Origin of the sequence: Kitasatospora sp. NPDC058190, assembly GCF_042883685.1 — a bacterium.
Lineage (GTDB): Bacteria > Actinomycetota > Actinomycetes > Streptomycetales > Streptomycetaceae > Kitasatospora.
Genome location: NZ_JBHVVI010000119.1, coordinates 1 through 26,542, shown reverse-complemented (window position 1 = coordinate 26,542; position 26,542 = coordinate 1). Strand labels below are relative to the sequence as shown.

At 72.2% G+C, this 26,542-nt stretch carries 23 protein-coding genes; 9 read left to right on the top strand and 14 right to left on the bottom strand.

The annotated features are described in order from the left end of the window. Positions 1 to 84: 84 nt before the first annotated feature. Positions 85 to 2,319 (bottom strand): MMPL family transporter, encoded by a 2,235-nt coding sequence (locus ACFVWU_RS36655; protein ID WP_387629034.1) that lies wholly within the window; start codon positions 2,317 to 2,319, stop codon positions 85 to 87. Between the two features lie 555 nt (positions 2,320 to 2,874). Here ACFVWU_RS36655 and ACFVWU_RS36650 point away from each other — a divergent pair. The 3 genes from ACFVWU_RS36650 (at position 2,875) to ACFVWU_RS36640 (ending at position 7,463) form a co-directional block, all read left to right on the top strand. Continuing rightward, positions 2,875 to 5,067: an MMPL family transporter gene (locus ACFVWU_RS36650; protein WP_387629026.1), complete on the top strand. Its 2,193-nt coding sequence runs from the start codon at positions 2,875 to 2,877 to the stop codon at positions 5,065 to 5,067. 316 nt (positions 5,068 to 5,383) lie between these two features. Next, positions 5,384 to 5,590, top strand: a complete 207-nt coding sequence (locus ACFVWU_RS36645; protein WP_380614299.1) for a cold-shock protein — start codon at positions 5,384 to 5,386, stop codon at positions 5,588 to 5,590. Positions 5,591 to 5,759: 169 nt separating this feature from the next. Then, positions 5,760 to 7,463 (top strand): DEAD/DEAH box helicase, encoded by a 1,704-nt coding sequence (locus tag ACFVWU_RS36640; RefSeq protein ID WP_387629023.1) that lies wholly within the window; start codon positions 5,760 to 5,762, stop codon positions 7,461 to 7,463. A gap of 101 nt (positions 7,464 to 7,564) precedes the next feature. On the opposite strand, the gene ACFVWU_RS36635 is transcribed toward ACFVWU_RS36640, so the two are convergent. Beyond that, the gene (locus ACFVWU_RS36635; protein ID WP_387629020.1) at positions 7,565 to 8,428 is read right to left on the bottom strand and encodes a helix-turn-helix transcriptional regulator; all 864 of its coding nucleotides are present in this window, start codon (positions 8,426 to 8,428) and stop codon (positions 7,565 to 7,567) included. 95 nt (positions 8,429 to 8,523) lie between these two features. On the opposite strand from ACFVWU_RS36635, the gene ACFVWU_RS36630 reads away from it, so the two are divergent. The 3 genes from ACFVWU_RS36630 to ACFVWU_RS36620 all read left to right on the top strand — a co-directional run bounded on the left by ACFVWU_RS36630 (position 8,524) and on the right by ACFVWU_RS36620 (position 10,264). Further along, a complete protein-coding gene (locus ACFVWU_RS36630) occupies positions 8,524 to 9,564 on the top strand; it encodes a hypothetical protein (protein WP_387629017.1) in 1,041 nt (346 codons plus the stop codon). A 71-nt stretch (positions 9,565 to 9,635) separates the two neighbouring features. Beyond that, positions 9,636 to 9,857 (top strand): type II toxin-antitoxin system VapB family antitoxin, encoded by a 222-nt coding sequence (locus ACFVWU_RS36625; protein WP_387629032.1) that lies wholly within the window; start codon positions 9,636 to 9,638, stop codon positions 9,855 to 9,857. Next, positions 9,854 to 10,264: a PIN domain-containing protein gene (locus ACFVWU_RS36620; protein WP_387629015.1), complete on the top strand. Its 411-nt coding sequence runs from the start codon at positions 9,854 to 9,856 to the stop codon at positions 10,262 to 10,264. Before ACFVWU_RS36625 ends, ACFVWU_RS36620 begins: the two co-directional genes overlap by 4 nt. Before the next feature lie 13 nt (positions 10,265 to 10,277). Here the strand turns inward: ACFVWU_RS36620 and ACFVWU_RS36615 are convergent, their stop codons facing one another. From ACFVWU_RS36615 to ACFVWU_RS36565, 11 genes are all read right to left on the bottom strand, one after another. Then, positions 10,278 to 11,006 carry a sirohydrochlorin chelatase gene (locus ACFVWU_RS36615; RefSeq protein ID WP_387629012.1) on the bottom strand — a complete coding sequence of 243 codons (729 nt, stop codon included), beginning with the start codon at positions 11,004 to 11,006 and terminating at the stop codon, positions 10,278 to 10,280. Positions 11,007 to 11,016: 10 nt separating this feature from the next. Then, entirely contained in the window at positions 11,017 to 11,910 is an 894-nt protein-coding gene (locus ACFVWU_RS36610; RefSeq protein WP_387629009.1) for an ABC transporter permease, read from the bottom strand. Then, positions 11,897 to 12,700, bottom strand: a complete 804-nt coding sequence (locus ACFVWU_RS36605; protein ID WP_387629006.1) for an ABC transporter ATP-binding protein — start codon at positions 12,698 to 12,700, stop codon at positions 11,897 to 11,899. The genes ACFVWU_RS36610 and ACFVWU_RS36605 overlap by 14 nt, the downstream gene beginning before the upstream one ends. Before the next feature lie 228 nt (positions 12,701 to 12,928). After that, positions 12,929 to 14,092 (bottom strand): aliphatic sulfonate ABC transporter substrate-binding protein, encoded by a 1,164-nt coding sequence (locus ACFVWU_RS36600; protein WP_387629004.1) that lies wholly within the window; start codon positions 14,090 to 14,092, stop codon positions 12,929 to 12,931. 246 nt (positions 14,093 to 14,338) lie between these two features. Next, the gene (locus tag ACFVWU_RS36595) at positions 14,339 to 15,679 is read right to left on the bottom strand and encodes a sulfate adenylyltransferase subunit 1 (RefSeq protein ID WP_387629001.1); all 1,341 of its coding nucleotides are present in this window, start codon (positions 15,677 to 15,679) and stop codon (positions 14,339 to 14,341) included. Between the two features lie 2 nt (positions 15,680 to 15,681). After that, positions 15,682 to 16,620, bottom strand: coding sequence for a sulfate adenylyltransferase subunit CysD (cysD, locus tag ACFVWU_RS36590; protein ID WP_387628998.1), 939 nt, complete (start codon positions 16,618 to 16,620; stop codon positions 15,682 to 15,684). Further along, a complete protein-coding gene (gene cysC / locus ACFVWU_RS36585) occupies positions 16,617 to 17,207 on the bottom strand; it encodes an adenylyl-sulfate kinase (protein ID WP_387629029.1) in 591 nt (196 codons plus the stop codon). Before cysC ends, cysD begins: the two co-directional genes overlap by 4 nt. Before the next feature lie 61 nt (positions 17,208 to 17,268). Then, entirely contained in the window at positions 17,269 to 17,970 is a 702-nt protein-coding gene (locus tag ACFVWU_RS36580; protein WP_387628997.1) for a phosphoadenylyl-sulfate reductase, read from the bottom strand. Next, a complete protein-coding gene (locus tag ACFVWU_RS36575; RefSeq protein ID WP_387628996.1) occupies positions 17,951 to 18,130 on the bottom strand; it encodes a hypothetical protein in 180 nt (59 codons plus the stop codon). The genes ACFVWU_RS36580 and ACFVWU_RS36575 overlap by 20 nt, the downstream gene beginning before the upstream one ends. A 64-nt stretch (positions 18,131 to 18,194) precedes the next feature. Continuing rightward, positions 18,195 to 19,919, bottom strand: a complete 1,725-nt coding sequence (locus tag ACFVWU_RS36570; protein WP_387628993.1) for a nitrite/sulfite reductase — start codon at positions 19,917 to 19,919, stop codon at positions 18,195 to 18,197. Between the two features lie 195 nt (positions 19,920 to 20,114). Then, positions 20,115 to 20,198 (bottom strand): putative leader peptide, encoded by an 84-nt coding sequence (locus ACFVWU_RS36565; protein WP_317621159.1) that lies wholly within the window; start codon positions 20,196 to 20,198, stop codon positions 20,115 to 20,117. Between the two features lie 178 nt (positions 20,199 to 20,376). Here ACFVWU_RS36565 and ACFVWU_RS36560 point away from each other — a divergent pair, with 178 nt between their 5' ends. Then, complete coding sequence (locus ACFVWU_RS36560) at positions 20,377 to 21,678, top strand: YihY/virulence factor BrkB family protein (RefSeq protein WP_387628992.1); 1,302 nt, start codon at positions 20,377 to 20,379, stop codon at positions 21,676 to 21,678. 180 nt (positions 21,679 to 21,858) lie between these two features. On the opposite strand, the gene ACFVWU_RS36555 is transcribed toward ACFVWU_RS36560, so the two are convergent. Beyond that, positions 21,859 to 23,583, bottom strand: a complete 1,725-nt coding sequence (locus ACFVWU_RS36555) for an FtsW/RodA/SpoVE family cell cycle protein (RefSeq protein WP_387628989.1) — start codon at positions 23,581 to 23,583, stop codon at positions 21,859 to 21,861. A 276-nt stretch (positions 23,584 to 23,859) separates the two neighbouring features. Between ACFVWU_RS36555 and ACFVWU_RS36550 the strand changes: the two genes are divergently transcribed. Then, the gene (locus tag ACFVWU_RS36550; RefSeq protein WP_387628988.1) at positions 23,860 to 24,846 is read left to right on the top strand and encodes a cytochrome c oxidase assembly protein; all 987 of its coding nucleotides are present in this window, start codon (positions 23,860 to 23,862) and stop codon (positions 24,844 to 24,846) included. Between the two features lie 398 nt (positions 24,847 to 25,244). After that, positions 25,245 to 26,384 carry a ribosome small subunit-dependent GTPase A gene (gene rsgA / locus ACFVWU_RS36545; RefSeq protein ID WP_387628986.1) on the top strand — a complete coding sequence of 380 codons (1,140 nt, stop codon included), beginning with the start codon at positions 25,245 to 25,247 and terminating at the stop codon, positions 26,382 to 26,384. Positions 26,385 to 26,542 lie beyond the last annotated feature (158 nt).

Sequence of the window (26,542 nt, the reverse complement as noted above, 5' to 3'; positions counted from 1 at the left end):
GCCCACCCCCAACACCCCCCCCCCCCCCCCCCCCAGCCTAACGTCTGTCCTCGACCCCCGCCAGGTCACGGCGCGCATGCGGCCTCAGGCTTCGACCCGGCGGTGCCGGGGGCCGTCCGCGGGCGCGGCCGGCTGCTCCTGCAGGGCGCGGCCGGCGCCGACCGGCGGGAAGGACTCGCCGTGCGAGAGGTCCGGCAGCCAGGCCAGCCAGCGCGGCAGGTACCAGTTGCGCTCGCCGAGCAGGCTCATCACCGAGGGCAGCAGCACCGCGCGGATCACCGTGGCGTCGATCAGCACCGCGACCGCCAGGCCCACGCCCATCTGCTTCATCGCCTGCATGGACAGGGTGCCGAAGACCGCGAACACCGCCACCATGATCACCGCGGCGCTGGTCACCACCCCGGCCGTGGAGCGGATGCCGTGGGCGATCGCGGCCCGGGTCGGCAGGCCGCGGTCACGGCCCTCCTTGATCCGGGAGACCACGAAGACGTGGTAGTCCATCGAGAGCCCGAAGAGGATCACGAAGAGGAACAGCGGCACCCAGGACTCCACCGCGCCGACCCCGGCGGTGCCCAGCAGCGAGGCGCCCACGCCGTGCTGGAAGACCAGGGTCAGCACACCGTACGCGGCGCCCACCGAGAGCAGGTTGAGCACCACGGCGGTGAGGGCGACGGCCAGCGAGCGGAAGGAGGTGAGCATCAGCAGGAAGGCGAAGGCGACCACGAAGCCGAAGACCAGCGGCATCGAGCCGGTCATCTTGGCGTTGAAGTCGTAGGAGCCGGCGGTGCGGCCGGTGACCGGGGCCTCGGTGCCGGGCACCTTGAGGACGGTCGCGGGCACCAGGTCCTCGCGCAGGGTCTTCAGCGCGGCGTTGCTGACGGCGTCGTTGCCGGTGCCGTCCAGGGGGATGTCGACGGTGGCGATGTTCTTGTCGGCGTGCACCGTGACCTCGACCGGGCCGTGCATCCGTCCGCTGGCCAGGGCCCGGTTCCGCAGGTCGGCGATCGCGGCCGTCATCGCGGGGGAGGAGATGTCGGCGGCCTTGATCACCACGGTGGCGGGGGCGGGGCTGCCGGGGAAGGCGGCCTCGATCTTCTGCGAGGCGGCGACCAGCTCGTTGCCCGCGGGCAGCTGCTGCTGGAAGGTCAGATTGGCGGTGTGCATGGTGAGCAGCGGCGCGGCCAGGCCCAGCAGCACGGCTCCGGCGAGCACGGTGGAGGCCAGCGGGCGGCCCAGCACCGGGGTGAGCACCGCGTTCCAGAACCGCCCGCCGGTGCGGACGGCGTCGGGGCGGCGGAGCCTGGCGAGGAGGGGCACCCGGCCCTTCTCGACCCGGTCGCCGAGCATGGACAGCAGCGCCGGCAGCACGGTGAGCGAGCCGAGCACGGCGGTGATCACGACCACGATGGTGGCGTAGGCCATCGCCCGGAAGTCGGCGATCCCGGTGAGGAACATGCCGGCCATGGCGACCACCACGGTGACGCCGGAGACCAGGACGGCCCGGCCGCTGGTGGCGGCGGCGACGGTCAGCGCGGTGGCCGCGTCGCGTCCGGCGGCCCGCTCCTCGCGCTCGCGGCGGAGGTAGAAGAGGCAGTAGTCGACGCCGACGGCGAGTCCGACGAGCAGCATCACCGAGCTGGCGTCGTTGCTGGTGTGCAGCAGGCCGCTGCTGAGCGCGACCAGCCCGCCGGCCGCGACGAAGGCGGTCAGCGCGAGGACCACCGGCAGCACGGCGGCGACCAGCGCGCCGAAGGCGATCAGCAGGATGCCGAGTGCCAGCGGTACGGCCGTCCACTCGGCGCGGGAGAAGTCGTTCTTGAACTGGTCCTGGATCCACTTGCCGGAGCTGGCGTCGCCCAGTTCGACCACGGTGAGGTCCGGGTGCTGCCGCTGCACCCCGGCGACCGCGTCCATGACGGACTGGACGTCGTTGACCGCCTGCTCCTGGTCGCCTTTGAGGGTGAGCAGGACGAGCACGGAGTGGCCGTCCCGGGAGACCGCCTTGGTGTCGTACGGGGAGCGGACCTCGGCGGCCTTGCCGGTGCCGTCGACGGCGGTGACCACCTGGGAGACGACGGCCTTGAAGTCCGGGTCGTCGGCGCCGCGGGTGGCGCTCTGGACCAGGACGGTCTCGCCGGCGGGGCTCTTCAGTCCGGCCTGGTCGAGGATCTTCGCGGCGCGGGAGACCTGGCCGGGCATCGACTCGGACTCGGTCACCTCGGTGCTGCCGTGCATGCCACCGAGCACGGCGGCCAGGACGACGAAGAGCAGCCAGCCGAAGACGGCGGTCTTTCTGTGTCGGGCGCTCCAGGCGCCCATCGCGGCAGCAGTGCCGATTCTGGTCTTCACGGGATCCCCCTGGGAGAGCGGCGGTCGACGCCGAGGTGAGCGGCGGCGGCCCGATCGCCTCGACCGCCGGAGAAGGTGCCCGCCGGATACCGCTCCGGCGTCGCAACTGACAGTAGGGAAGCGGTGGTTGGGCGGTAATCCGGCTGGCGGGTGAGTGCGCCCTGGGGCCCGCCTCGGGGGCGGGGTGGGGTTTTCCCTACCCCCGCGACCCTGACGCCTCCTCCTCGGAGGTAGGGGGTGGGCTCCACCCTGAGGGGGAGATGTCTCCACCCGGAGCACGAGGTCAACCGGGGTGAGGTCGGGAGAGACTGGGTCGGGGCCGGTTCGGGGCGGCCCCGTACGGGGGTTGGATCACGGGGGCTCCTTGCCGGGCGGCAAGCACGTACTCGTAGGATGACGCCCAGTCCCACTTACCTGCCGACCGGCAAGCGAAGCGCCTCGCGCGCTCGCGGCACCGGTCCTGCCGTCGCCCAGCGTCCCGTCCCCCAAGGGCTGCGGTGAACCATGCCCAGGAGGCATTCGAGCATGTTCCACCGACTAGGACACGTTGTCGTCCGTCGAGCCTGGTGGGTGATCGGTGCGTGGCTGATCGCCGCGGTCGCGATCATCGGGTCCGCTCCCACACTCACCGCCAACACCGACGAGTCGTCCTTCCTGCCGAAGCACTACGAGTCCATCCAGGCGATGGACCTGCAGCAGAAGGCCTTCCCGTCCGACAAGTCGCCCTCCGCGCTGCTGCTCTTCGAGCGCACCGACGGCGGTCAGCTGGACGCGAACGACCAGGCCGCCATGGACAAGGTCACCCAGGGCCTGGCCGACAAGAAGATCCCGCTGGTCGAGCAGGTCCTCCCGGTCTCCGAGAAGACGGGCTCGTACTCCAAGGACCACAAGTACGCGATGGCGCTGGTCGCCATCGACAAGACCAAGATGCAGTCGGACGAGTACACCGACGCGGCCAAGAAGCTGCGTGACGACGGCAAGGAGCTCGCCGCCGGCACCAACCTGAAGTACCAGGTCGGCGGTCCGGCCGCGACCGCGCTGGACCAGAAGGACTCCAGCAAGACGGCCGGCATGCTGATCGGCCTCGGCACCGTCGTGATCATCCTGCTCACGCTCGGGATCATCTTCCGCAGCCCGATCATCGCGCTGCTGCCGGTGATCTCGGTGGTCATCTACTCGCTGGTCGCCACCGGTCTGATCGGCTTCGCGAGCGACTGGTTCGGCCTCAAGGCCGACAGCTCGATGTCGCAGATCCTGACCGTCGTGCTCTACGGCGTCGGCACCGACTACTTCCTGTTCCTGATGTTCCGTTACCGCGAGCGGCTGCGGGCCGGGGACAACCGCAAGGAGGCCGTGGCCAACGCGGTCGGCCGGGTCGGCGAGGCCATCACCTCCGCCGCCGGCGCCGTCGTGGTCGCCTTCGCCGTGCTCGTGCTGTCCAGCCTCGGCATGTTCAAGGCGCTCGGCCCGGCGCTGGCCATCGCCGTCGCCGTCACCGCGATCGCCTCGGTCACCCTGGTGCCCGCGATCCTGTGCCTGATCCCCGAGAAGGTCCTGTTCTGGCCCTCCAAGGCCTGGCAGCGCGAGCCCTCGAACGCCCGCTTCGCCGCCATCGGCCGCGGCGTGGGCCGCCGCCCGGCCGTCGCCGCCCTGGTCTCCGGCCTGGTGATGGTCGGCCTCGCGCTCGCCGCCCTCGGCTACAAGGGCACCTTCGACATGGCCGGCAGCTCCATGCCGAAGGACAAGGAGTCGATGGTCGTCCAGGACACGATGATCAAGGCCTACTCGGCCGGCGCCGCCGACCCCACCCACGTCCTCGTCACCAGCGAGAACGGCAACAAGATCGACCTGGCCGCCCTCCAGGGCTACGTGAACGACCTCGGCAAGGTCGACGGTGTGGCCGGCGCCGCCATGCCGAACCCGGAGCGCGGCATCAGCAAGGACGGTCTCACCGTCGACGTCACCGTCGTCCTGAAGGACGAGGCGTCCAGCAACAAGGCCATCGACACCGTCGGCGAGGTCCGCAAGGTCGCCCACAGCGAGGCGCCCGCCGGCACCAAGGCCTACGTCTCCGGCACCTCCTCCGTGTACAAGGACATCAACACGGCGATGGTCCACGACTACAGCCTGGTCTTCCCGATCGCCGCGGTGCTGATCATGATCATCCTCGGCCTGCTGCTGCGCAGCGTGGTCGCCCCGTGGTACCTGATGGCCTCGGTCGGCCTCGGCTTCGGCGCCACCCTCGGTGCCACCACCCTGGTGTTCCAGAACATCAAGGGCGAGGCCGGTCTGATGTTCATGCTGCCGATCCTGATCTACCTGTTCGTGGTCGCGCTCGGCACCGACTACAACATCCTGATGATCGCCCGACTGCGCGAGGAGGCCCGCGAGGGCCGCGACCCCCGCGAGGCGGCCAGCCAGGCGATCCGCCACGGCGGCCCGACGGTGGCCGCGGCCGGCTTCATCCTGGCCGCGACCTTCGGCACCATGCTGCTGGCCGGCAACACGATGATGAGCGAGATGGGCTTCTCGATCGCCATCGGCATCATCATCGCGGCCTTCGTGATGGCGATGTTCTTCACACCGGCGCTCACCGCCCTGCTCGGCCACCGCGCCTGGTGGCCCGGCCACGGTGACGCCAAGGGGCACGGCCACGGCGAGGGCCCGGCCCCGCTGTCCGACGCCCACGGCGTGCCGGAGCCGGCCGGCCGGCACTGAACCGAGCGCTCGGTCACGGCCTGATCACGGGCTGAACCACAGGCGGTGCCCCGCTTAGGCGGGGCGCCGCTCCCCGCTTTCCCGGGACGGCAAACGTGATCTTCCGGGCAGAAAACTCCCCGGTCAATCGGGGTGCGGCCGTGCTACAGTCGAAGCAGTTGCAGTTTTGGTTCCCATGAACGCTTGTGTGCGCCTGCTGGTCCCAACCAACAGGCGCATTTGTTTTGTCCGGTGTTTCAGTCTCCGGATGGGGATCGCGGCTACTTGGGGATTCACGAGGTGTGAATCCCTGATGCCCCAATATGAGGAGACGGTTATGGCTACCGGCACCGTGAAGTGGTTCAACAGCGAAAAGGGCTTCGGCTTCATCGAGCAGGACGGCGGCGGCCCGGACGTGTTCGCCCACTACTCGAACATCCAGGCCCAGGGCTTCCGTGAGCTCGTCGAGGGTCAGCGCGTCGAGTTCGACGTCACCCAGGGCCAGAAGGGCCCGCAGGGCGAGAACATCCAGATCATCGGCTGACGTCAGCCACCACGCTGACGCGCGATCATCTGATCTCGTGAAGCGGGGGCCCGCACCGCTCGACGGTGCGGGCCCTCGTTCATGCCGCCGAACGGCCGGGGCGGCGCACTCCATTCCGACGGCCGACCAGCCCGCGACCGCGGACTGCCGACCGACGGACGGAGACTCCGTGACCACCCCTGCCCGCCCGCCCCGCGACCGCGGCGCCCGCGACAACGACCAGCACCGCCCGGCCGACCAGGGCCGCCGCACCGACCGCCCGCGCCGCGGCGGGGAGAGCGCCGAGCGCCCCCGCAAGCCGCGCAGCCGCGCCGGCGCCCCCAAGACCGGCACTCCCAAGGCCGGCCGCACCACCGCCGCCGAGCCCGTCGACTTCACCGTCGTCGAGGGCACCCCGGCCCGGCCCCCGGCGGCCACCTTCGCCGAACTCGACCTGCCCAAGGCGATCCTCAGCGCCCTCACCCGCGAAGGCGTCACCGAGCCGTTCCCGATCCAGGGCGCCACCCTGCCCGACTCGATCGCCGGCCGCGACGTCCTCGGCCGCGGCCGCACCGGCTCCGGCAAGACCCTCGCCTTCGGCCTGCCGCTGCTCGCCCGCACCGCCGGCCGCCGCGCCGACGCCCGGCACCCGCTGGCGCTCGTCCTGGTGCCCACCCGCGAGCTCGCCCAGCAGGTCACCGAGGCGCTCACCCCCTACGCCACCGCCGTCAACCTGCGGATCACCACCGTCGTCGGCGGCATGGGGATCAGCCGGCAGGCCAACGCGGTGCGCCGCGGCACCGAGGTCCTGGTCGCCACCCCCGGCCGACTGGACGACCTGATCGGGCGCGGCGACGTCAGCCTCTCCGACGTCGCGATCACCGTCCTCGACGAGGCCGACCAGATGGCCGACATGGGCTTCCTGCCGCAGGTCAGCAAGCTGCTGGAGCAGGTCGCCGAGAACGGGCAGCGGATGCTCTTCTCCGCCACCCTGGACCGCAACGTCGACCGGCTGGTCAAGCGCTTCCTGAACGACCCGGTCACCCACTCGGTCGACCCCTCGGCCGGCGCGGTCACCACCATGGACCACCACGTCCTGCAGCTCGACCCCGCCGACAAGGCCTCCACCACCGCCCACATCGCCTCCCGCGACGGGCGCGTGATCATGTTCGTGCACACCAAGCACGGCGCCGACCGGCTCGCCAAGCAGCTGCGCGCCACCGGCGTCCAGGCCGCCGCCCTGCACGGCGGCAAGTCCCAGCCGCAGCGCAACCGGGTCCTCGACCAGTTCCGCGACGGCGACGTCACCGCGCTGATCGCCACCAACGTCGCCGCCCGCGGCATCCACATCGACGGCCTCGACCTGGTCGTCAACGTCGACCCGCCGATCGACCACAAGGACTACCTGCACCGCGGCGGCCGCACCGCCCGGGCCGGCGAGTCCGGCACCGTCGTCACCCTGGTGCTGCCCGAGCAGCGCCGCGAGGTCAACCGGCTGATGACGGTCGCCGGGATCCGCCCCACCGTCACCAAGGTCCGCCCCGGCGACGCCGACCTGGCCCGGATCACCGGTGCCCGCACGCCCAGTGGCGTCCCGGTCGCCGTGCTCGTCCCCGCCGCCGCGGCCGCCCCGGCCGTCGAGAAGCCCGCCGACGGCAAGGCCGCCACCCCGCGCCGCCGCCCCGCCAAGCGCTCCGGGCTTCCCGCCGACGTCGACATGAACGGCAACCCCCGCCGCCCGCGCCCCAAGCAGCGCTTCGGCGCGGCCGGCCAGGGCGAGCGGCCCCAGGCCGCCGGCTTCATCGGACGCTCCTCGGGCCGCGCCAAGCCCGGCACCGGCTCCAAGTCCGGCTCCAACTACGGGACCGGGCGCCAGCGGCGCAAGGCCGACTGACGGCTGCGGGACGAGAACGACAGACGGTTGCGGGGCCCCTCAGGTGAGGGGCCCCGGCCGTTTTCCGGGCCCGGCGCCGTCAGGCCGTCCGCCGTCCGCCGTCAGGCCGTCGAGGCGGGCTCGGCACTCGCGACGGGCGCCAGCCGGCGCAACCGCTCCGCCGTCTCCGCGTCACGCGGCGCCATCACGATCAACTGCAGCCCCTCCGCGGCCAGCAGCACGTGCTGGTCGATCCGCAGCTCGCCCAACTCCTCGTGGCGCACCACCTTCTCCGCACCCGAACGCTCCGCGACCTGGTGCTCGTCCAGCCAGCGGTCCGCCTCCGGATGCTCGCCGCGCACATGCTGGATCATCCGGCCCAGCCGGCGGCCCACCGCCGTCGCCTCCCCGCCCCGCTCCGCGTACGCCGAGCGCAACTGCGCCAGGAAACGGCGGGCGTGCTCCTCCCAGTGCTCCACCCGGCGCCGGTGCACCGCGTTGCCGAACACCACCCACGCCAGGTTGCACTCCTGCGGCGGCCGCCCGGACAACCCGAACAGCGCGTCCGCACCCGGATTCCAGGCCCGCACGTCCCAGTTGGCGTCCATCACCCAGGCCGGCGACGGCCACTGGGCGTGCATCAGCCGCAGCAGCGCCACCGGGACCTCGGCGGCCGCCGTCACCTCGCCGTCCAGCGGATGACTGCTCGCCAGCCGGAACAGGTACGCCGTCTCCGCCCGGTCCAGCCGCAGCGTCCGCGCCAGACTCGCCAGCACCTCCGGCGACGGGTGGATGTCCCGCCCCTGCTCCAGCCACGTGTACCAGGTCACCCCCACCCCGGCCAGCAGTGCCAACTCCTCCCGCCGCAGCCCCGGCGTGCGCCGCCGGACCCCCGGCGCCAGCCCCACGTCCTGCGGCGTCAGCCGGGCCCGCCGGGTACGCAGGAAGCTCGACAGCTCCGCGCGACGCTCCTCCACCTCGTTCATGTCCCCCGTCCTTCCTGGTGGTCGAACTACCAGTATCCCCACGCACTGCTGCGCCCCCGGCGCCCGAGCGAAGCTTGATCACGACAACGCACCGCATGCGCAAGGGACTCGTGATGAACCGCCAGAACCGTACTGTCCGCCGGGCGTTGGTCGCCCTCGCGGCCGCCACCCTGCTCGGCACCGCCGGCACGCTGCCCGCCGCCGCGGCCGCCCACCGTCCGGCCCCGGCCGTGATCGCAGGCCACGCGCCCACCCTGGTGCCCGAGACCGCCGTCTGGGACGCGGCCCACCACCGCTTCCTGGTCGGCTCGCTGCGCCACGGCACCGTCTCCGCCGTCGCCGTCGACGGCAGCGTCCGCACCCTGATCGACGACCCCGACACCCTGATAGAGATCGCCGGCCTGCGGATCGACCAGGCCCACCGCCGCATCCTGGTCACCAACCTCGACAACGGCATCGGCGAACGCACCAGCCCCGCCACCCTCGGCCGCGTCGCCGGCATCGCCGCCTACGACCTGGACACCGGCCGCCGCCTCTTCTACACCGACCTCGCCGCCGTCGCCGCCGACGGCGGCGCCCACCTGGCCAACGACATCGCCGTCGACCCCGCCGGCACCGCCTACGTCACCGACTCCTTCGCCCCGTACGTCTACCAGGTCGACCCCGACGGCACCGGCTCCGTCCTGCTGCGCGACGACCGCCTCACCGCCCCCGCCGGCTCCTACGGCCTCAACGGCATCGCCTACCAGGGCGGCCGGCTCATCCTCGGGAAGTGGGACGACGGCACCCTGTGGCAGGTCCCGCTGGGGGACCCGGCCGCCCTGCGCCGCGTCGAGGTCGCCGACGGCGGGGCCCTGCTGCACCTCGACGGCATCTTCGCCCGCCCGGACGGCACCCTCGCCGGTGTCACCAACCTCTTCTACGGCGCCGGCCGCGACGCCGAGGTGGAGCTGCGCTCCGACGACCACTGGCGCACCGCCCGCCTCACCGCCGTCCACCCCTCCACCGACCCCACCCCCACCGCCGTCACCACCGGCCCCGCCGGCGCCCTCTACCAGCTCTCCGGAGGCCTCACCGAAGCCAACGCCGGCCACCCGACGGACACCTTCGTTCTGCGGCGGGTGCGACCGGCCTGAAGCCACTCCGTCGGTCGATGTTGGTGAGATACGATGCTATGTACATCACCAACATCGATCGGAGGTGCCGGGTGTCCGTGACGCAGATCGACATCGACGAAGAGGCGCTGGAGCGCGCGATGGCCCTTGCCGGAGTGCGAACCAAGAAGGATGCCGTCAACCTCGCGCTGCGCTTCTACGCGGAACAGCAGGAACGCGCGGCTCGCATCAGCAGGCATTTCGAGCGTGCCCGGGGCTGGGGAGCGGTTGAGCACGCCGAGCGGCTGCACCTGGCCGAGAAGGATGCTCGGTGATCTATCTCCTCGACACCTCCGCCCTGGTTCGAGTGCTGCGCGAGCCGAAGCTCCAGAACGCCTGGTACGACGCGATCGACGCAGGGTCGATCGCGTCGTGCTACCCGCAGCGCGCCGAGTTCCTCTACAGCGCGCGGGACGGCCGGGAGTACGACGAGATCTCCGAGATGTTCGCCGAGCTCTACCCGGATGTCTCGGTGCCGAAGAATGCAGGACGCTGGATCGACACGGTGCAACGGCGGATGGCACTCGCCGGACAGCACCGCGGTGCTTCGGCGGTCGACCTCGTGATCGCGGCGACGGCTGCCCACCACGGACTCACGGTCCTCCACGACGATGCGGACTATCGCACTGTGGCGCGTTACGCCGCCGACCTCAGCGAGCACAGCATCATGGACTGCGGGTGAATTGACCCGAGGCTCAGGCCGTGAGCGCCGGGACGGCCACCGCCGCCCGGCGGGCCTCGTCGTAGCGCTCCAGCAGCAGGGCGGCCAGCTCCGGGGCGGGGCCGAGGGTGTCGGCCACGGTGTCCGCCCCGCTCGCGGCCTCCGCGATGCGGTCGGGCAGCAGGCCCGGGGCCACCAGGTAGGGGGCGACCGCGGTATGCGCGGCACCGGCGGCGCGCAGAGCGGCGAGGGCGTCGGGGACGCGCGGGCCGGAGGCCGAGGCGTAGGCGACCTCGACGGCGGCCCAGCCGCGGGTGCGGCGCCACTCGGCGGCGACGGCGCGGGTGGCGGCGTCGGCGGCCGGGTCGGAGGAGCCCGCGGCGGCCAGCACCACGCCCGTACGGGCGCGGACCACGGCCGAGTGGACGTCGAGCCCGGCCTCGGCGAGGCGGCGGTCCAGGGCGGTCAGCAGCAGGGGCGAGGGGCCCAGCACGTCGGCCACCGGCAGCGCGGCGCCGGCGGCCCGCAGGGCGGCGGGGATGTCGTGCTTGGCGTGGAAGGCCCGGTTGAGCAGCAGCGGGACGGCCACCGCGCCGTCGAGCCGGCCGACGACCTGGGGGATCCGCGGGGCGCAGTGGTCCAGGTAGGCGGTGGCGACCTCCAGGCCGGGCCGCTGCGCCCGCACCTGCCGTACCAGGGCGGCGACGGTCGCGGCGTGGCGCGGGTCGCGGCTGCCGTGGGCGATGAGGAGCAGGGCGGGCATCAGCGGGGCCTCACTTGGCGGCGGCCAGCAGGCCGCGGTTGCGCAGCACCCGGCGCTCGATCGGGGTGAACACCAGCAGCTCGATGGCGATGCCGACGAACAGGATGAGGATGATGCCGAGCAGGACGCCGGACATGTCGGAGAACTCGCGCTGGTCCTCCAGGAACCGGCCGAGGCCCCGGCCGAGGTCGGGGGAGGAGGCGACCAGCTCGGCGGCCATCAGCGAGCGCCAGGAGAACGCCCAGCCCTGCTTGAGGCCGGCCAGGTAGCCGGGCAGCGCGGCGGGGATCAGCACGTGCCGGGCGCCGGTCAGGCCGGTGGCGCCGATGGTGCGTCCGGCGCGCAGGAACAGCGGCGGTACCTGGTCGATGCCGGCGACCAGGCCGTTGGCGATGGAGGGGACGGCGCCGAGCAGGATCACCGCGTACATCATGGAGTCGTTGATGCCGAGCCAGATGACCGCCGCGGGCACCCAGGCGACCGAGGGCAGCGACTGCAGGCCCTGCAGGACCGGGCCGATCGCGGTGCGCACCGGCTTGACCCGGGCGACCACCAGGCCGATCGGGGTGCCGATGACGACGGCGAGCAGGAAGCCGGACAGGCCGCGCCAGACGCTGGTCCAGATGATCGAGAACAGCGTGCCCTGGTACCAGAGGTCCTGCAGGGAGTGCCACACGTCCGCGGGGCTGGGCAGCTTGTACGAGGAGGTGAGGTGCAGGCTGTACGCGCCCTGCCAGAGCGCGAGCACCACCAGCACGCCGATCAGTGGCGGCAGTGCCTTGGTGCGCAGCACCTCGCCGAGTGAACTGCGCTGCGCGGAGACGGAGTCGAGGGCGTCGAGCCCGGCGCCGACGTCGGCGGTGTCGCTGTCGGGGCGGGGGAGGGCGGTGTCAGTGCTGGACATGGCGACGGATCTCCCCACGCAGTTCTTCGGTGATCTCGATGGACAGGTCGGCCACGCCCGCGGACTCGATGCGGCGCGGCTGCGGCAGGTCGATCCGCCACTCGCGGGCGACCCGGCCCGGACGGGAGGAGAGCAGCACCACGCGCTCGGCCAGGCGCACCGCCTCGCGCACGTTGTGGGTGACGAACAGGACGGACAGCCGGCGTTCGGCCCAGATCCGGGTGATCTCGTCGTGCAGCACGTCCCGGGTGATGGCGTCGAGGGCCGCGAACGGCTCGTCCATCAGCAGGACCTTGCTGCCCTGGGCGAGGGCGCGGGCCATCGCCACGCGCTGGCGCATGCCGCCGGACAGCTCGTGCACCCGCTTGCCGTAGGAGCCCTTCAGGCGGACGAGTTCGAGCAGGCGCTCGGCCTCGGTGCGGCGTTCGGGGCGGGGGACGCCGGCCAGCTTGAGGGCGAGTTCGATGTTCCTGCCGGCGGTGAGCCAGGGGAACAGCGCGTGCTCCTGGAACATCAGGGCGGGGCGGCCGCCGGGCACCTCGATGGTGCCGCGGCTGGGCTTGTCCAGGCCGGCGACCAGGTTGAGCAGGGTGGACTTGCCGCAGCCGGAGGCGCCGAGCAGGGTGACGAACTCGCCGGGTGCGACGTCGAGGGTGATGTCGTCCAGGACGTGGGTCTGCGCGCCCGGGCGGCCGAAGGACTTGTGCACGTGCGAGATCCGGACGGCGGGCGCGCCGCCGGGGGCGTCGGCGACGGGAGTGTTGGCCTCGGTGGTCAGTGCCGGGCTCATGCGCCCTCCTCGCTTCGCTCGGCGGGGGCATTCGCCCACGCGCGCCTTTTGATGATTCGCTCGCTGCGCTCGCTCATGCGGGCACCTTCTGCGTGAGTGGTCTGGCTGGGGCTGCGGGGCCGGGGCCGGGGTCCGGCCCCGCCCGTCCCGGTGGGCATCGATCGGGGATCGACCGGACGGGCGGGGACCGGACCGCGGGTTCGGGGGTGAACTGCCGTACGGCGGGCGCTACTTGGCGCCGAGTCCGGCGTCCGCCACGGGGGCCTGGCCCTGGGCCGCGAGGACCTTGTTCAGCAGGGTGAGGTCGTAGATGCCGTTCAGGTTCGGCTTCTTGAGGAGCCCGGCGGTCACGGCGTGGTCGGCCTCGGCCTGCAGGGTGTTCGCCAGCGGGTCGTCCAGGAAGTCGATGCCGGCCCAGGCCGGGTCGAGGACGGCCGGCTCCAGCGCGGTGCCGGTCTCCTTCTTGATGGCCTCGTTGGCGTCGGCCTTGGCCTTGTAGGGGCTGGCCGCGATGAAGGCGTTGGTCTTCACCGAGCCGCGCAGCACGGCCTCCACCACGTCCGGGTGCTCCTTGAGGAACTTCTGCGAGACGATGATGTTGGTGATCACGAACTTCTTGTCCGGCCAGAGGTCCTTCTCGTCGAGCAGGGCCTTCGCGCCGAGCGTGACCAGCTTGGAGGCGGTGGGCTCGGGCACCCAGGCGCCGTCGATGGAGCCCGACTTGTACGCGTCGGGGGTGACCTTGTTGTCGGTGCGCACCACCGAGACGTCGCCGGCGCCGGACGCCGCGTCCTCCTTGTAGCCCTTGCCCGCGAGGTAGTTGAGCAGTGCCACGTCCTGGGTGTTGCCCAGCTGCGGGGTGGCGATCTTCTTGCCCTTGAGGTCGTCCAGCGAGGAGATCTTGGCGGGGTTGACCACGAGCTTGACCCCGCCGGAGGCCGAACCGCCGATGATCTTCAGCGACTTGCCGTCGGACTTGGTGTAGCCGTTGATCGCGGGGGAGGGGCCGATCCAGCCGATGTCGATGGAGCCGGCGTTGAGCGCCTCGATCTCGGACGGGCCCGCGTTGAAGACCTGGGTCTTGATCTGGGTGGCGCCCAACTCCTTCTGGAACAGGCCCTCCTGGAGGCCGACCAGCGCGGTGCCGTGGGTCAGGTTGGCGAAGTAGCCGATCTTCACGGTGTCCGCGGAGAGCTTCGCGCCGGAGCCGCCCGAGGCGGAGTCGCCGACGGTCGCGGCGGTGTCGGCCTTGTCGTCCGCCTTGGAGCCGTAGCCGCAGGCCGACAGCAGGGCCACGGCGGTCAGGCCGGCGACGGCGGCCGCGGCGGTGCGTCTGATCCGACCGGCGTTGGGGCGGGTGAAGGTAGGGGAGGGTGCCTGGCTCGGTGCCATGGTGGTGAGTCCTGTTCGCGGACGGACCGTCAGGAGGCGGTCCCGGGCGGACGGTTGGAAGGTGGCGCTTGTGCGGCAACGGGTGTGCCGGGCAAGCCGGGCGGCCGTGGGGGAGCGGCCCGGTGACAGGGCGTTCTCAGCCCTGTCGGCCCACACATCGGGTCAAGCCGCCCTGGCCGCTGCCGAGGGCGCCGCTGCCGATGCGGCCGCCTTCCTTGTCCATGCCCGAGAACGCCTCGCTGGGCATCAGACCCAGTCCTCCTCGTCGGGTGCGTCGTTGGTGCGTACGGTCTCGAAGGCCTCGCCCGCCATCCCGGCGGTGAGGGTGGTGCCGTCGGCCGGGTCGATCAGCAGGAACGAGCCGGTGCGGCGGTTGTCGGCGTAGGTGTCGAGGGCCAGCGGCTCGGCGGTGCGCAGCCGCACGTGGCCGATGTCGTTGACGTTCAACCCCTCGGCGCCGGAGCGTCGTTCGAGACCCCCTTCGCTGATCGGCGCAGTGATGTCGATCCGGTAGGAGATCTCCTTGACCAGCGCGCGCACCGTGCGGGTGGTGTGCTTGAGCAGCACCTTGTCCCCGGCGCGCAGCGGCCGCTCGTTGAGGTGGCTGACGGTGGCCTCGATGTCCTGGGTGGGGGCGGGGGCCGCCCCGGCGGCGATCAGGTCGCCGCGGGAGATGTCGAGGTCGTCGGTGAGCCGGACGGTGACCGACTGGGGCGCCCAGGCGATGTCGCTCCGGCGGCCGAGCGCGTCGATCCCGGCGACCGTGCTGGTCTGGCCGGAGGGCAGCACCGTGACGCGGTCGCCGACGCGCAGCACGCCGGAGGCCAGCTGGCCCGCGTAGCCGCGGTAGTCGGGGTGCTCCTCGGTCTGCGGCCGGATCACGTACTGGACCGGGAAGCGGGCGCTCTCCTGGCTGGGGTCGCTGCCGACCGGGACGGTCTCCAGGTGCTCCAGCAGGGTCGGGCCGCCGTACCAGTCCATGTGGGCGGACGGCTCGACGACGTTGTCCCCGGCGAGGGCGGAGATCGGGACGGCGAGGACGTCCTTGACGCCGAGCGAGGCGGCATAGGCGGTGAACTCCTCGGCGATGGCGGCGAAGACGGGCTCCGCGTAGTCGACCAGGTCCATCTTGTTGACGGCCAGGACGACGTGCGGCACCCGCAGCAGCGCGGCGACGGCGGCGTGCCGGCGGGTCTGCTCGACCACGCCGTTGCGGGCGTCGACCAGCACGACGGCGAGCTCGGCGGTGGAGGCGCCGGTCACCATGTTGCGGGTGTACTGCACGTGTCCGGGGGTGTCGGCGAGGATGAACCGCCGCCGGGGGGTGGCGAAGTAGCGGTAGGCGACGTCGATGGTGATGCCCTGCTCGCGCTCGGCCCGCAGGCCGTCGGTGAGCAGCGCCAGGTCGGGCGCCTCCTGGCCGCGGCCCAGGGAGACGCGTTCGACGGCCTCCAGCTGGTCGGCGAGCACCGACTTGGAGTCGTGCAGCAGTCGGCCGACGAGGGTGGACTTGCCGTCGTCGACGGAGCCGGCGGTGGCGAAGCGCAGCAGCGACGTGGCGGTGGCTTCCCGGGTGGTGCTGGTCATGGTTAGAAGTACCCCTCGCGCTTGCGGTCTTCCATCGCGGCCTCGGACAGCTTGTCGTCGGCTCGCGTCGCACCCCGTTCGGTGAGGCGCGAGGCGGCGATCTCGGCGATCACGGCCTCGATGGTGGTGGCGTCGGAGTCGACGGCGCCGGTGCAGGACATGTCGCCGACGGTGCGGTAGCGGATCAGCCGCCGCTCGACGGGCTCGCTGTCCTTGGGGCCGCCCCACTCGCCGGCGGTCAGCCACATGCCGCCCCGGGCGAAGACGTCCCGCTCGTGCGCGTAGTAGATCTCCGGCAGCTCGATGCCCTCGCGCTCGATGTACTGCCAGACGTCCAGCTCGGTCCAGTTGGACAGCGGGAAGACCCGCACGTGCTCGCCGACCGCGTGCCGGCCGTTGTACAGCGACCACAGCTCGGGGCGCTGGCGGCGCGGGTCCCAGGCGCCGAACTCGTCGCGCAGCGAGAAGACGCGCTCCTTGGCGCGGGCCTTCTCCTCGTCCCGGCGGCCGCCGCCGAACACCGCGTCGAAACGGTTCTTCTCGATCGCGTCGAGCAGCGGCACGGTCTGCAGCGGGTTGCGGGTGCCGTCCGGGCGCTCGCGCAGCACGCCGCGGTCGATGAAGTCCTGGACGTGGGCGACGTGCAGGCGCAGGTTGTGCTGCGCGACGACGCGGTCGCGGTAGGCGATGACCTCGGGGAAGTTGTGCCCGGTGTCGACGTGCAGCAGGGAGAAGGGCACCGGTGCCGGGTGGAAGGCCTTGAGCGCCAGGTGCAGCATGACGATGGAGTCCTTGCCGCCGGAGAACAGGATCACCGGGCGCTCGAACTCCCCCGCGACCTCGCGGAAGATGTGCACCGACTCGGCCTCCAGCGCGTCCAGGTGGGACAGCGCGAAGGGGGTGTCGTCGGCCTGAACCAGGCTCTGGGTCGCGGTGGTCATGCGAGTCCCCTCTCGGTCAGGAAGGCGTGCAGCTCGGCGGCGGACTCGGTGACCGCGCGGCCCTGCGTCTGGATGCGAAGCTCCGGGTTCTCCGGGGCCTCGTACGGGTCGTCCACGCCGGTGAGACCCGCGATCTCGCCGGCCGCCTGCTTGGCGTACAGGCCCTTGACGTCGCGTTCGGCGCACAGCTCGACCGGGGTGGCGACGTGGATCTCCAGGAACTCGGTGCCGGCCGCGGCGTGCCGCTCGCGTACGGCGGCGCGGGAGTCGGCGAACGGGGCGATCACCGGCGCGAGCACCTTGACGCCGTTGGCGGCGAGCTTCTCGGCGACGAAGCCGATCCGGGTGACGTTGGTGTGCCGGTCCTCGCGGGAGAAGCCGAGGCCCTTGGAGAGGAACTCGCGGATCTCGTCGCCGTCCAGGACCTCGACCCGGTGGCCCTCGGCGCGCAGCCGCTCGGCCAGCGCGAAGGCCAGCGTGGTCTTGCCGGCGCTCGGCAGCCCGGTCAGCCACACGGTGGCGCCGCGCTCGCAGGGGGCGGCCGCGCGGGCCGCCGCCGTGCCCTCGGCGGAGCCGCGGCGACTCAGGGCGTGAGCTGTCACGGTGTCTTCCTTACGCGAGAATTGACGGGTGATCAGAGGCGGATGATCAGAGGTGGATGCCGCACTCGGTCTTGCCGGAGCCGGACCAGCGGCCGGCCCGGGCGTCCTCGCCCTCGGCGGGCTTGCGGGTGCAGGACAGCGGCGAGCAGCCGATCGAGGTGTAGCCCTCCCACAGCAGCGGGTTGAGCAGCACGCCGTTGGCGGCGACGTAGGCGTCCACGTCCTCCTGCGTCCACCGGGCGATCGGGGCGATCTTGACCTTGCGGCGCTTGGGGTCCCATGCCACCACCGGGGTGTCGGCACGGGTCGGCGACTCGTCGCGGCGCAGCCCGGTGGCCCAGGCGTCGTACGCGCCGAGACCGCGGTTGAGCGGCTCGACCTTGCGCAGCGAGCAGCACAGGTCCGGGTCGCGGTCGTGCAGGTTCGGCCCGTGCTCGGCGTCCTGCTCGGCGACGGTCTTCAGCGGCGTGAGCGTGATGACGTTGACCGGCATGGTCGCGGCCACCGCGTCGCGGGTGCCGATGGTCTCCGCGAAGTGGTAGCCGGTGTCCAGGAACACCACGTCCACGCCGGGGAACACCGAGGAGGCGAGGTGGGCGACCACCGCGTCCTCCATCGAGGAGGTGACGCAGAACCGCTTGCCGAAGGTGTCGGCGGCCCAGCGCAGGATCTCCTGCGGCGTGGCCTCCTCCAGCTCGCGGCCGGCGCGGACGGCGATCTCCTCGTAGTCAGTCGTCGTGCCGCTCATGGGACGCACCCCCGTTGGTCGGTGACAGCAGGCCGAGGAACTTCAACTGGAAGGCACGGCGGCAACCGTGGCACTCCCAGGCACCGTGCCCGGCCTCGGACGGGCGCAGGTCCTCGTCCCCGCAGTAGGGGCAGAAGAACGGAGCCGCTCTCTCGCTCATGCGCCCACCTCGCTTCGCTCGGCGGTCACTTCGTGGAACACGCACCTCTGGATGGTTCGCTCGCTCACGACAGCTGCTCCTCGGTGGCCCGGGCCGCCCACTGGGCGAAGCGCTCGCCCTCGGCGCGGTCGGCCTGGTAGCGGGTCAGCAGGCGCTCGACGTAGTCGGGCAGGCCGGCGCTGGTGACCTTGAGGCCGCGGACCTTGCGGCCGAAGCCGGCCTCCAGCCCGAGCGCGCCGCCCAGGTGCACCTGGTAGCCCTCGACCTGGTTGCCGTCCTCGTCGGTGACCAGCTGGCCCTTGAGGCCGATGTCGGCGACCTGGATGCGGGCGCAGGCGTTCGGGCAGCCGTTGATGTTGATGGTCAGCGGCTCGGCGAACTCCGGCAGGCGCTGCTCCAGTTCGTCGATCAGGGTGCGGCCGCGCTCCTTGGTCTCGACGATGGCGAGCTTGCAGTACTCGATGCCGGTGCAGGCCATGGTGCCGCGGCGGAACGGCGAGGGGGTGACCCGCAGGTCGAGCGCCTCCAGGCCGGCCACGACCGACTCGACGTGCTCCTCGGCGATGTCGAGGATCAGCATCTTCTGCTCGGCGGTGGTGCGCACCCGGTCGCTGCCGTGGTCGGCGGCGAGGTCGGCGATCCGGCCGAGCAGCTTGCCGTCGACCCGGCCGACGCGCGGGGCGAAGCCGATGTAGAACCGGCCGTCCTTCTGTCGGTGGACGCCGACGTGGTCGCGCCAGCGGGCGGCGGGCTCGACGGGCGCGGGGCCGTCGACCAGCTTGTGCTTCAGGTACTCGTCCTCCAGCACCTGACGGAACTTCTCCGCGCCCCAGTCGGCGACCAGGAACTTCAGCCGGGCGCGGTTGCGCAGGCGCCGGTAGCCGTAGTCGCGGAAGATGCCGATCACGCCGCCGAAGACATCCGGCACCTGCTCCAGCGGGACCCAGGCGCCCAGGCGCACGCCCAGGCGCGGGTTGGTGGACAGGCCGCCGCCGACCCACAGGTCGAAGCCGGGCCCGTGCTCGGGGTGGACCACCCCGACGAAGGCGACGTCGTTGATCTCGTGCGCGACGTCCAGCAGCGGGGAGCCGGAGATCGCGCTCTTGAACTTGCGCGGCAGGTTGGAGAATTCCTTGTTGCCGATGAAGCGGCGGTTGATCTCCTCGATGGCCGGGGTGCCGTCGATGATCTCGTCCTGGGCGACGCCGGCCACCGGGGAGCCGAGGATGACGCGCGGGGTGTCGCCGCAGGCCTCGGTGGTGGACAGGCCGACGGCCTCCAGCTTCCGCCAGATCGCCGGGACGTCCTCGATCCGGATCCAGTGGTACTGGATGTTCTGGCGGTCGGTCAGGTCGGCGGTGCCCCGGGCGTACTGCTCGGAGACCTCGGCGACGGCCCGCAGCTGGGGGACGGTCAGCCGGCCGCCGTCGATGCGCACCCGGAGCATGAAGTACTCGGCGTCCAGCTCGTGCGGGTCCAGGATTGCGGTCTTGCCGCCGTCGATGCCCTCCTTGCGCTGGGTGTAGAGGCCCCACCAGCGCATCCGGCCGCGCAGGTCGGCGGGGTCGATCGAGTCGAAGCCCCGGTGCGCGTAGATCGTCTCAATACGTGTCCGCACATTGAGACCGTCGTCGTCCTTCTTGAACTGCTCGTTGGCGTTCAGAGGGGTGAAGTGGCCCATGCCCCACTGGCCCTCGCCGCGGTGGCGGGTCACCTTGCGAGCCGCGGCGGGTCGGCGCGCGGCGGTGCGGTCGGCCGTGGGCTCGGCGGTCTCGGGGGAGGTGGCCATGGTGAAGTCCTTCGGGGCAGGTGGTGCTGGAGCCGGGTGGGTCGCTGGGCGTGCTCGACGCTGCGGTGCTGCTGTGACCTGCGGGTTTCTCAGGACCGGGAGAGCAGTGACCGGGCCGGGCGGGCGCCTGCGCATCCGCTGCTGCGGGGGATGGCGTGAGGTCGGCGCCGGGTGCGGTGGTGCGGCGGGGTGGGCTCAGATCACCGGACAGATGGCGCTGGACACGCGAAGGAGATCGACGTGGAGTCGACCTACCAGGGTGGTTCCGGCGCTAGACATGGCAAGAGATTCGCACGGCACGGGACTCGCGGTCCACTAACATCCGAATGCTGGACGCTGGAGTTTCAGAATCCGGGACGCCGTACGGTTCCCGCCGCTCCCCGCCCGGTGTCCGGTCACGCGCCCGTACCCCCGGGGAGATCAACCGCAGCTGTCGGGGCCCGATACCGTTAGCCCTGTGCAAGCAGCAGGCGATACGAGCAGACCGAATCCCGAGCGGCCCTCCCGGCGCCGGGGCAAGGGCTCCCGGCGCGCGGCCAAACAGGCCGCCTGGCGCCGCACCGCGTGGGAGCTGGTCAGGGACACCACCAACACCTGCGTCGAGTACCGGGTCACCGGCCTCGCCGCGGAGGCGGCCTTCTTCACCCTGCTGTCGATCCCACCGCTGCTGCTCGGCCTGGCCGCCACCCTCGGCTACCTCGACGAGTTCCTCGGCGCGGGCACCATCGACCGGCTCAAGCACGACATCGTCTCGGCCTCCGGGACGGTGCTGTCGGACTCCTCGGTCAACCAGGTCGTCAAACCGCTGCTCAGCCAGGTCTTCGACCACACCCGGCCCGACCTCATCTCGATCGGCTTCCTGCTGTCGCTGTGGTCCGGATCCCGGGCGCTCTACATCTTCATCGACACCATCACCGTCATGTACGGGCTGGACGGCAAGCGCGGCATCGTCAAGACCCGCCTGATGTCGCTCGGCCTCTACCTCGGCGCCCTGGTGATCGGTTCGCTGGTGCTGCCCCTGATGATGGCCGGGCCCGGACTGGTCGAGAACGCCGTGCCCGGCATCGCGGGGCTGGTCGGCGCCGCCTACTGGCCGTTCGCGATCCTGCTGCTGATCGTCTCCCTCACCACCCTCTACCACCTGGCCGTACCGGTCTCCACGCCCTGGCGCGAGGACATCCCCGGCGCCCTGGTCGCCCTGGTGGTGCTGGTCTTCTGCAGCGTCGGCCTGCGCCTCTACCTGGTCAGCTCGGTCGAGGGCCCCTCGGTGTACGGCTCGCTGGCCGCGCCGGTGGCCGTACTGCTGTGGATCTTCGTGGTGGCCCTCGCGGTGCTCATCGGCGCCGCCATGAACGCCGCCATAGACCGTCGCTGGCCCACCCTGGAGACCGCCGACGCCCGCGCTGAGAACGAGCGCGCCCACGAGGAGGCCGCCGCCGCCGTGGTCCGCGAGGTCGCCGCCCGACGGGCCGTCGAACGGGCCCGGCGGGCCCGCGAACTGGGCCTGGCCGAGGGCGTCGAGGAGGAGTGGGGCGAGGAGGAGGTCGACGACGTCGACGTGCCCGCCGAGTACCCCGAGCGGTGGGCCGACATACTGGCCGCCGACAACGTGCGCGGCCGCCTCACCTCCCGCGGCGGGCCGCACCACCGGCCCGCCCCGCCGCCGCCGGACAGCGACCGGCCGGCCGGGCCGCCGCCGGAGCGGCCGACGCCGGGCTACCCGCCCAGGCCGCCGCGGCCGCCGTGGGAGCAGCGGTAGCGGGCGTTCCGGGCGGCGGCCGGCGGTGACGGGCGTTTCGGGCGGCGGCCGGTCGTGATGGGCGTTTCGGGCGGCGGCCGGTCGTGACGGGCGTTTCGGGACATACGGGCAGGGCCTCCCCCGCGGATGCGGAGGAGGCCCTGTGCGTTTTTCCGGCCGGATGTGGCGGCCGGGTGGTGATCAGGTGCCGGCCGGGTTCGGGGGGAACGGGGACTGCGGGGGCAGGCCATAGCCGTGGGTGGGCTGGTCGGCGACCGGCGGGTAGCCGTACGAGGGCCGGGGGCCGTCCGGCTGGGCGCCGCCGGGCTGCGGGGTGGCGGGGGTGCGGCCGAACGCGGGGCGCAGCTCGGTGGGGGCGCCGGGGTCCGCGAGGCCGCCCGGGGTCGGGCTCGGTGCCGCCGGGTCGGCGCCCGGGCCCGTACCGGGGCCCGCGCCCGGACCTGCGTCCGGACCCGGCGCGGTCGGGGCGGGCGCGGCGGAGCGGTCGGCCGGGCCGGCCTGTGCCAGGACCGGCTCGGGGCTCGGCGGGGCCGGCTCCATGGCGGTGCGGCCCGAGGAGTCGCTCAGCTTGATCAGCAGCGCGATCATCAGCCAGTTCGCGAGCAGCGAGGAGCCACCGGCGGCCAGGAACGGCAGCGCCTTACCGGTCAGCGGGACCAGCCCGCTCACGCCGCCGACGACCACGAAGATCTGCAGCGCGAGCGCCGCCGACAGGCCGGTGGCCAGCAGCTTGCCGAACGGGTCGGTCAGGCCGATCGCGGTGCGCAGCCCGCGCTGGATCAGCAGCACGTACACCAGCAGCACCGCCGTCACCCCGGCCAGGCCCAGCTCCTCGCCGATGGTGGTGAAGATGAAGTCGCTGCGCCCCGCGAAGCCGATCAGCCAGGGCCGGCCCGAGCCCAGGCCGGTCCCGGTCATGTGCCCGGTGCCCAGGCTGAACAGTGCCTCGGCGGGCTGTTCGGAGATCGCCGGGTCGTGCACCGGCTTGTAGTAGTCCATCGGGTGCAGCCAGGCCTCGACACGCCCGTGCACGTGCGGTTCCAGGGTGCCGACCACCGTCGCGCCGCCGACCGCCATGATGACGCCGAGCACCACCCAGCTGGTGCGCTCGGTCGCCACGTACAGCATCACGATGAAGAGGCCGAAGAAGATCAGCGAGGTGCCCAGGTCGCGCTCGAAGATCAGCACCAGCAGGCTGACCGCCCAGATCGCCAGCACCGGACCGGCGTGCCGGCCGCGCGGCAGGGTCATTCCCCAGACCTTCCGCCCGGCCAGCGCCAGGGCGTCCCGGTTGGCCATCAGGTAGCCGGCGAAGAAGATCGTGATCGCGACCTTCACGAACTCGTCCGGCTCGAAGGAGGGCAGCCCGGGGAGCTTGATCCACCGCTTGGCGCCGAAGCTGTCGGTCGGCGAGAACACCGGCGCGGTCAGCAGGATCAGCGCGCCCGCCATCAGCAGGTAGACGTACCGCTGGAAGAAGCGGTGGTGCTTGACGAAGACGATCAGTGCGATCGCCGCCGCCACCGAGATGAACACCCACATCAACTGGGAGGGCGCGGCCGGGAGCTTCTGGTAGTCGCCCTTGGCCGCGTGCGCGGCCTTGTAGCTGAAGTCCAGCCGGTTCAGCAGCATCAGCCCGAAGCCGGTCAGGAACACCCCGATCGGCAGGATCAGCGGGTCCGCGTACGGCGCGAACCGGCGCACCGCCAGGTGCGCCACCGCGACCAGCGCCCCGAGGGGCAGGCTCTGCACCAGCAGACCCTTCGGCATCGAGCCGGTCAGCGCCAGCGAGGCGTCGATGTGTCCCGCCAGACAGACGGCCACCGCGAGGACCAGCAGGCCCAGCTCGATGTTGCGGTGGCGCGCGGCCAGCCGGCGGCCCTCGCCGCGTGCAGTGCTTCGCACCTCTTGTCGTCCCCTTGTCGTCACCCACGTGGCCGGTATCGCCGACGGTGCATCCTGCCAGACGAACGCGGTCCGGCGCCGGTTGCGGTCCCGGGGCCGGGAAGGGGAGAACTTTGCCTCGGCAAAGCTTTGGCGGGTCTTGGTAAAGCTTTGTTCAGGGGCGGGTATAGAGGTGGGCCCCGCCCGGGGCGGACCCCGTGGGGGAGGACATCATGGCCGGGCGCCGCGGCCCCCGCCCGGTGCCTTCCGGCGGTTGCGGACGAGGTGAGTGGACGGATGGACGGCGCGGCGCTTGCGTACAGCGGACCGCCCGCGTGGCAGTGGTCCGACCTGGTCGCCTCCTGGACCTTCGAACCGCTGGTGCTCGCGCTCTCGGTGCTGCTCGGCGGCTGGTACCTGATCGCGGTGCGCACCGTCCACCGGGACGGCGGGCGTTGGCAGCCCACCCGCACCGCGGCCTTCCTCGGCGGGCTGCTGCTGTGGATCTGGTGCACCTGCTCCGGCCTCGGCGTGTACGAGCGGATCCTCTTCACCGACCGCGCGGTGCAGGTCGTGCTGCTGCTCATGGTCGTCCCGCTGCTGCTGGCGCTCGGCGCGCCGATCTCGCTGCTGGTCGAGTCCTTGCCGGAGCACCGCCGCGAGCGGGTCCTGCGGGCGCTGCGCAGCCGGCCGTCCAAGGTGCTGATGTTCCCGGCGGTCTCGACCGCGCTGCTGATGGCGCCGCCGTGGCTGCTCTACTTCACGCCCTGGTACGAGTGGTCGCTCTCCAGCGGGGTCGGGAACGTGGTGCTGCACCTGGCGCTGGTGCTGCTCGGGCTGGCGTACTTCTGGCCGCGGCTGCAGATCGACCCGGTCGGGCACGAGTACCCGCACCTGGTCGGGCTGTTCATCACCTTCGCCGAGGTGATCTTCGACGCGGGCCTGGGGATCGTGCTGATCTACGGCGGCCACCTCGTCGCCGAGCACTACTACGTGGCGCTCGGGCGGCCCTGGGGGCCGAGCCTGGCGCAGGACCAGACCTGGGGCGGCAACGCCTTCTGGGTCCTGGGGGACCTCGTCGGGCTGCCGTTCCTGGCCGCGCTGGTGCGGCGGATGGTGGTGCAGGGGCGCGAGGAGATCAAGGCCGTGGACGCCGAGCTGGACGCCCGCTTCGAGGCGGCGGCCGCGGAGGCCCGGGCGGCGGGGCTGCCGGAGGAGGAGGAGACCGGCATGCGGCCCTGGTGGCTGGACGACCCGAACCTCAAGCACCGGTACGGCGGGTAGGGGAGTTCTGCGGAGTGGGGGCCAATTTTGGTCCCTGTCGGCCCTTGCTGCCGGCCTGGCGTCTCGCGCCGCTCTCTGCCCGCTGTCGGGCCGCTGCCGGACCGCTCTCTGCCCGCTGTCGGGCTGTTGTCGAGCGCCTTCCGGCCGCCGCGGCCGCATTTCCGCAGGTCAAAAATACGTTGGCCGCGCACGGTCGTTCCGCTAGCGTGTCAGCGTCCGGTTCGGGGGCCGTTGGGCCACCCGAGGAGTAGAGAGCAGGAGGTGAACCCCGTGGTCGTTGTCGCCCCGATAGCTGCCCTGGGCAGCACTCGCGTTCACCTCCTTTTCCCGGCCGCAGGCTGAGCCTTCCGCGCCAGCCGTAGCCCGCCGGGACCATCTCCTCCCGAAGGGCCACTGCGTTGTTCAACGCTGCCTCCGTTCCGTCGTACTCTCCTTCCCTCTCCTCTGCTTCTTCCTCTTCCGTCGAGGACTCCCCGCTGTCCCGCTACGGCTGGACGACCGAGCACGCCGAGCGCTTCGCCCCGCTCGCCGAGGCCGGGCTGCTCCCGGCCAGGATCGTCCGGGTCGACCGCGGCCAGTGCGACGCCGTCCTGGCCGACCCGGAGACGGGCGAGCTGCGCACCGTCCGGCTCGACACCCGGCCGGTGGGCGACGCCGACATGATCAACTGCCCGTGCACGGGCGACTGGGCCGCCGCCGACCTGCACGCCCAGCCGATGGCCGCCGTCGTCGCGTTGCTGCCGCGCTCCACCGCGATCATCCGCAAGGTGGCCGGCAAGCGCTCCGACGGCCAGGTGCTGGCGGCCAACGTCGACACCGTCCTGATCGCCGCCTCGCTCGCGGCCGATCCCGACCTCGGGCGGATCGAGCGCTTCCTCGCTCTGGCCTGGGAGTCCGGCGCCGAACCGCTGGTCGTCCTCACCAAGGCCGACCTGGTCGACGACGCCGAGTTCATCCGCGCCGACGTCGAGGCGGTCGCACCCGGTGTCACCGTGCTGGTGGTCAGCGCCGAGACGGGCGAGGGCATCGACGTGCTCCGCGCCTGCGCCCCGGGTACCACCGTGGTGATCGGCCAGTCCGGCGTCGGCAAGTCCACCCTCACCAATGCGCTCGTCGGCTCCGAGGTGATGGCCGTCCAGGAGGCCCGCTCGGTCGACCAGAAGGGCCGCCACACCACGACCACCCGCGAACTGACGGCGCTGCCCGGCGGGGGCGTGCTGATCGACACTCCCGGGCTGCGCGAGGTCGGCCTCTACGGTGGCGAGGGGGTGGACCTGGCCTTCGCCGACATAGCCGAGCTGGCCGAGGAGTGCCGCTTCCACGACTGCAACCACCACACCGAGCCCGGCTGCGCGGTCCGGGCGGCGCTGGCCGACGGCACGCTGCCGCAGCGCCGGATGGACAGCTATCTCAAGCTCCAGCGCGAGAACGAGTGGATCGCCTCGCGCTCGGACGCCCGGGTGGCCAAGGCCCGGCTGAACAAGTGGAAGACGATCACCAAGTCGATGCGTGCTGCGGGAGGTCCGGTGAAGCGCTGACCTGAGCTGGTTGGACCCGACTCGCCCACGGTTTGCCCGGGGTACGGCGGGTGCGGGCGGTCCGGACCGCCCGCCCCACAGGGACCTTGGTGCCGCTGGGGCGCTGGCGTGTCTGGGTGAACGGGGCGACCGGGGTGAACGGGGAGACCCCGGCCCCG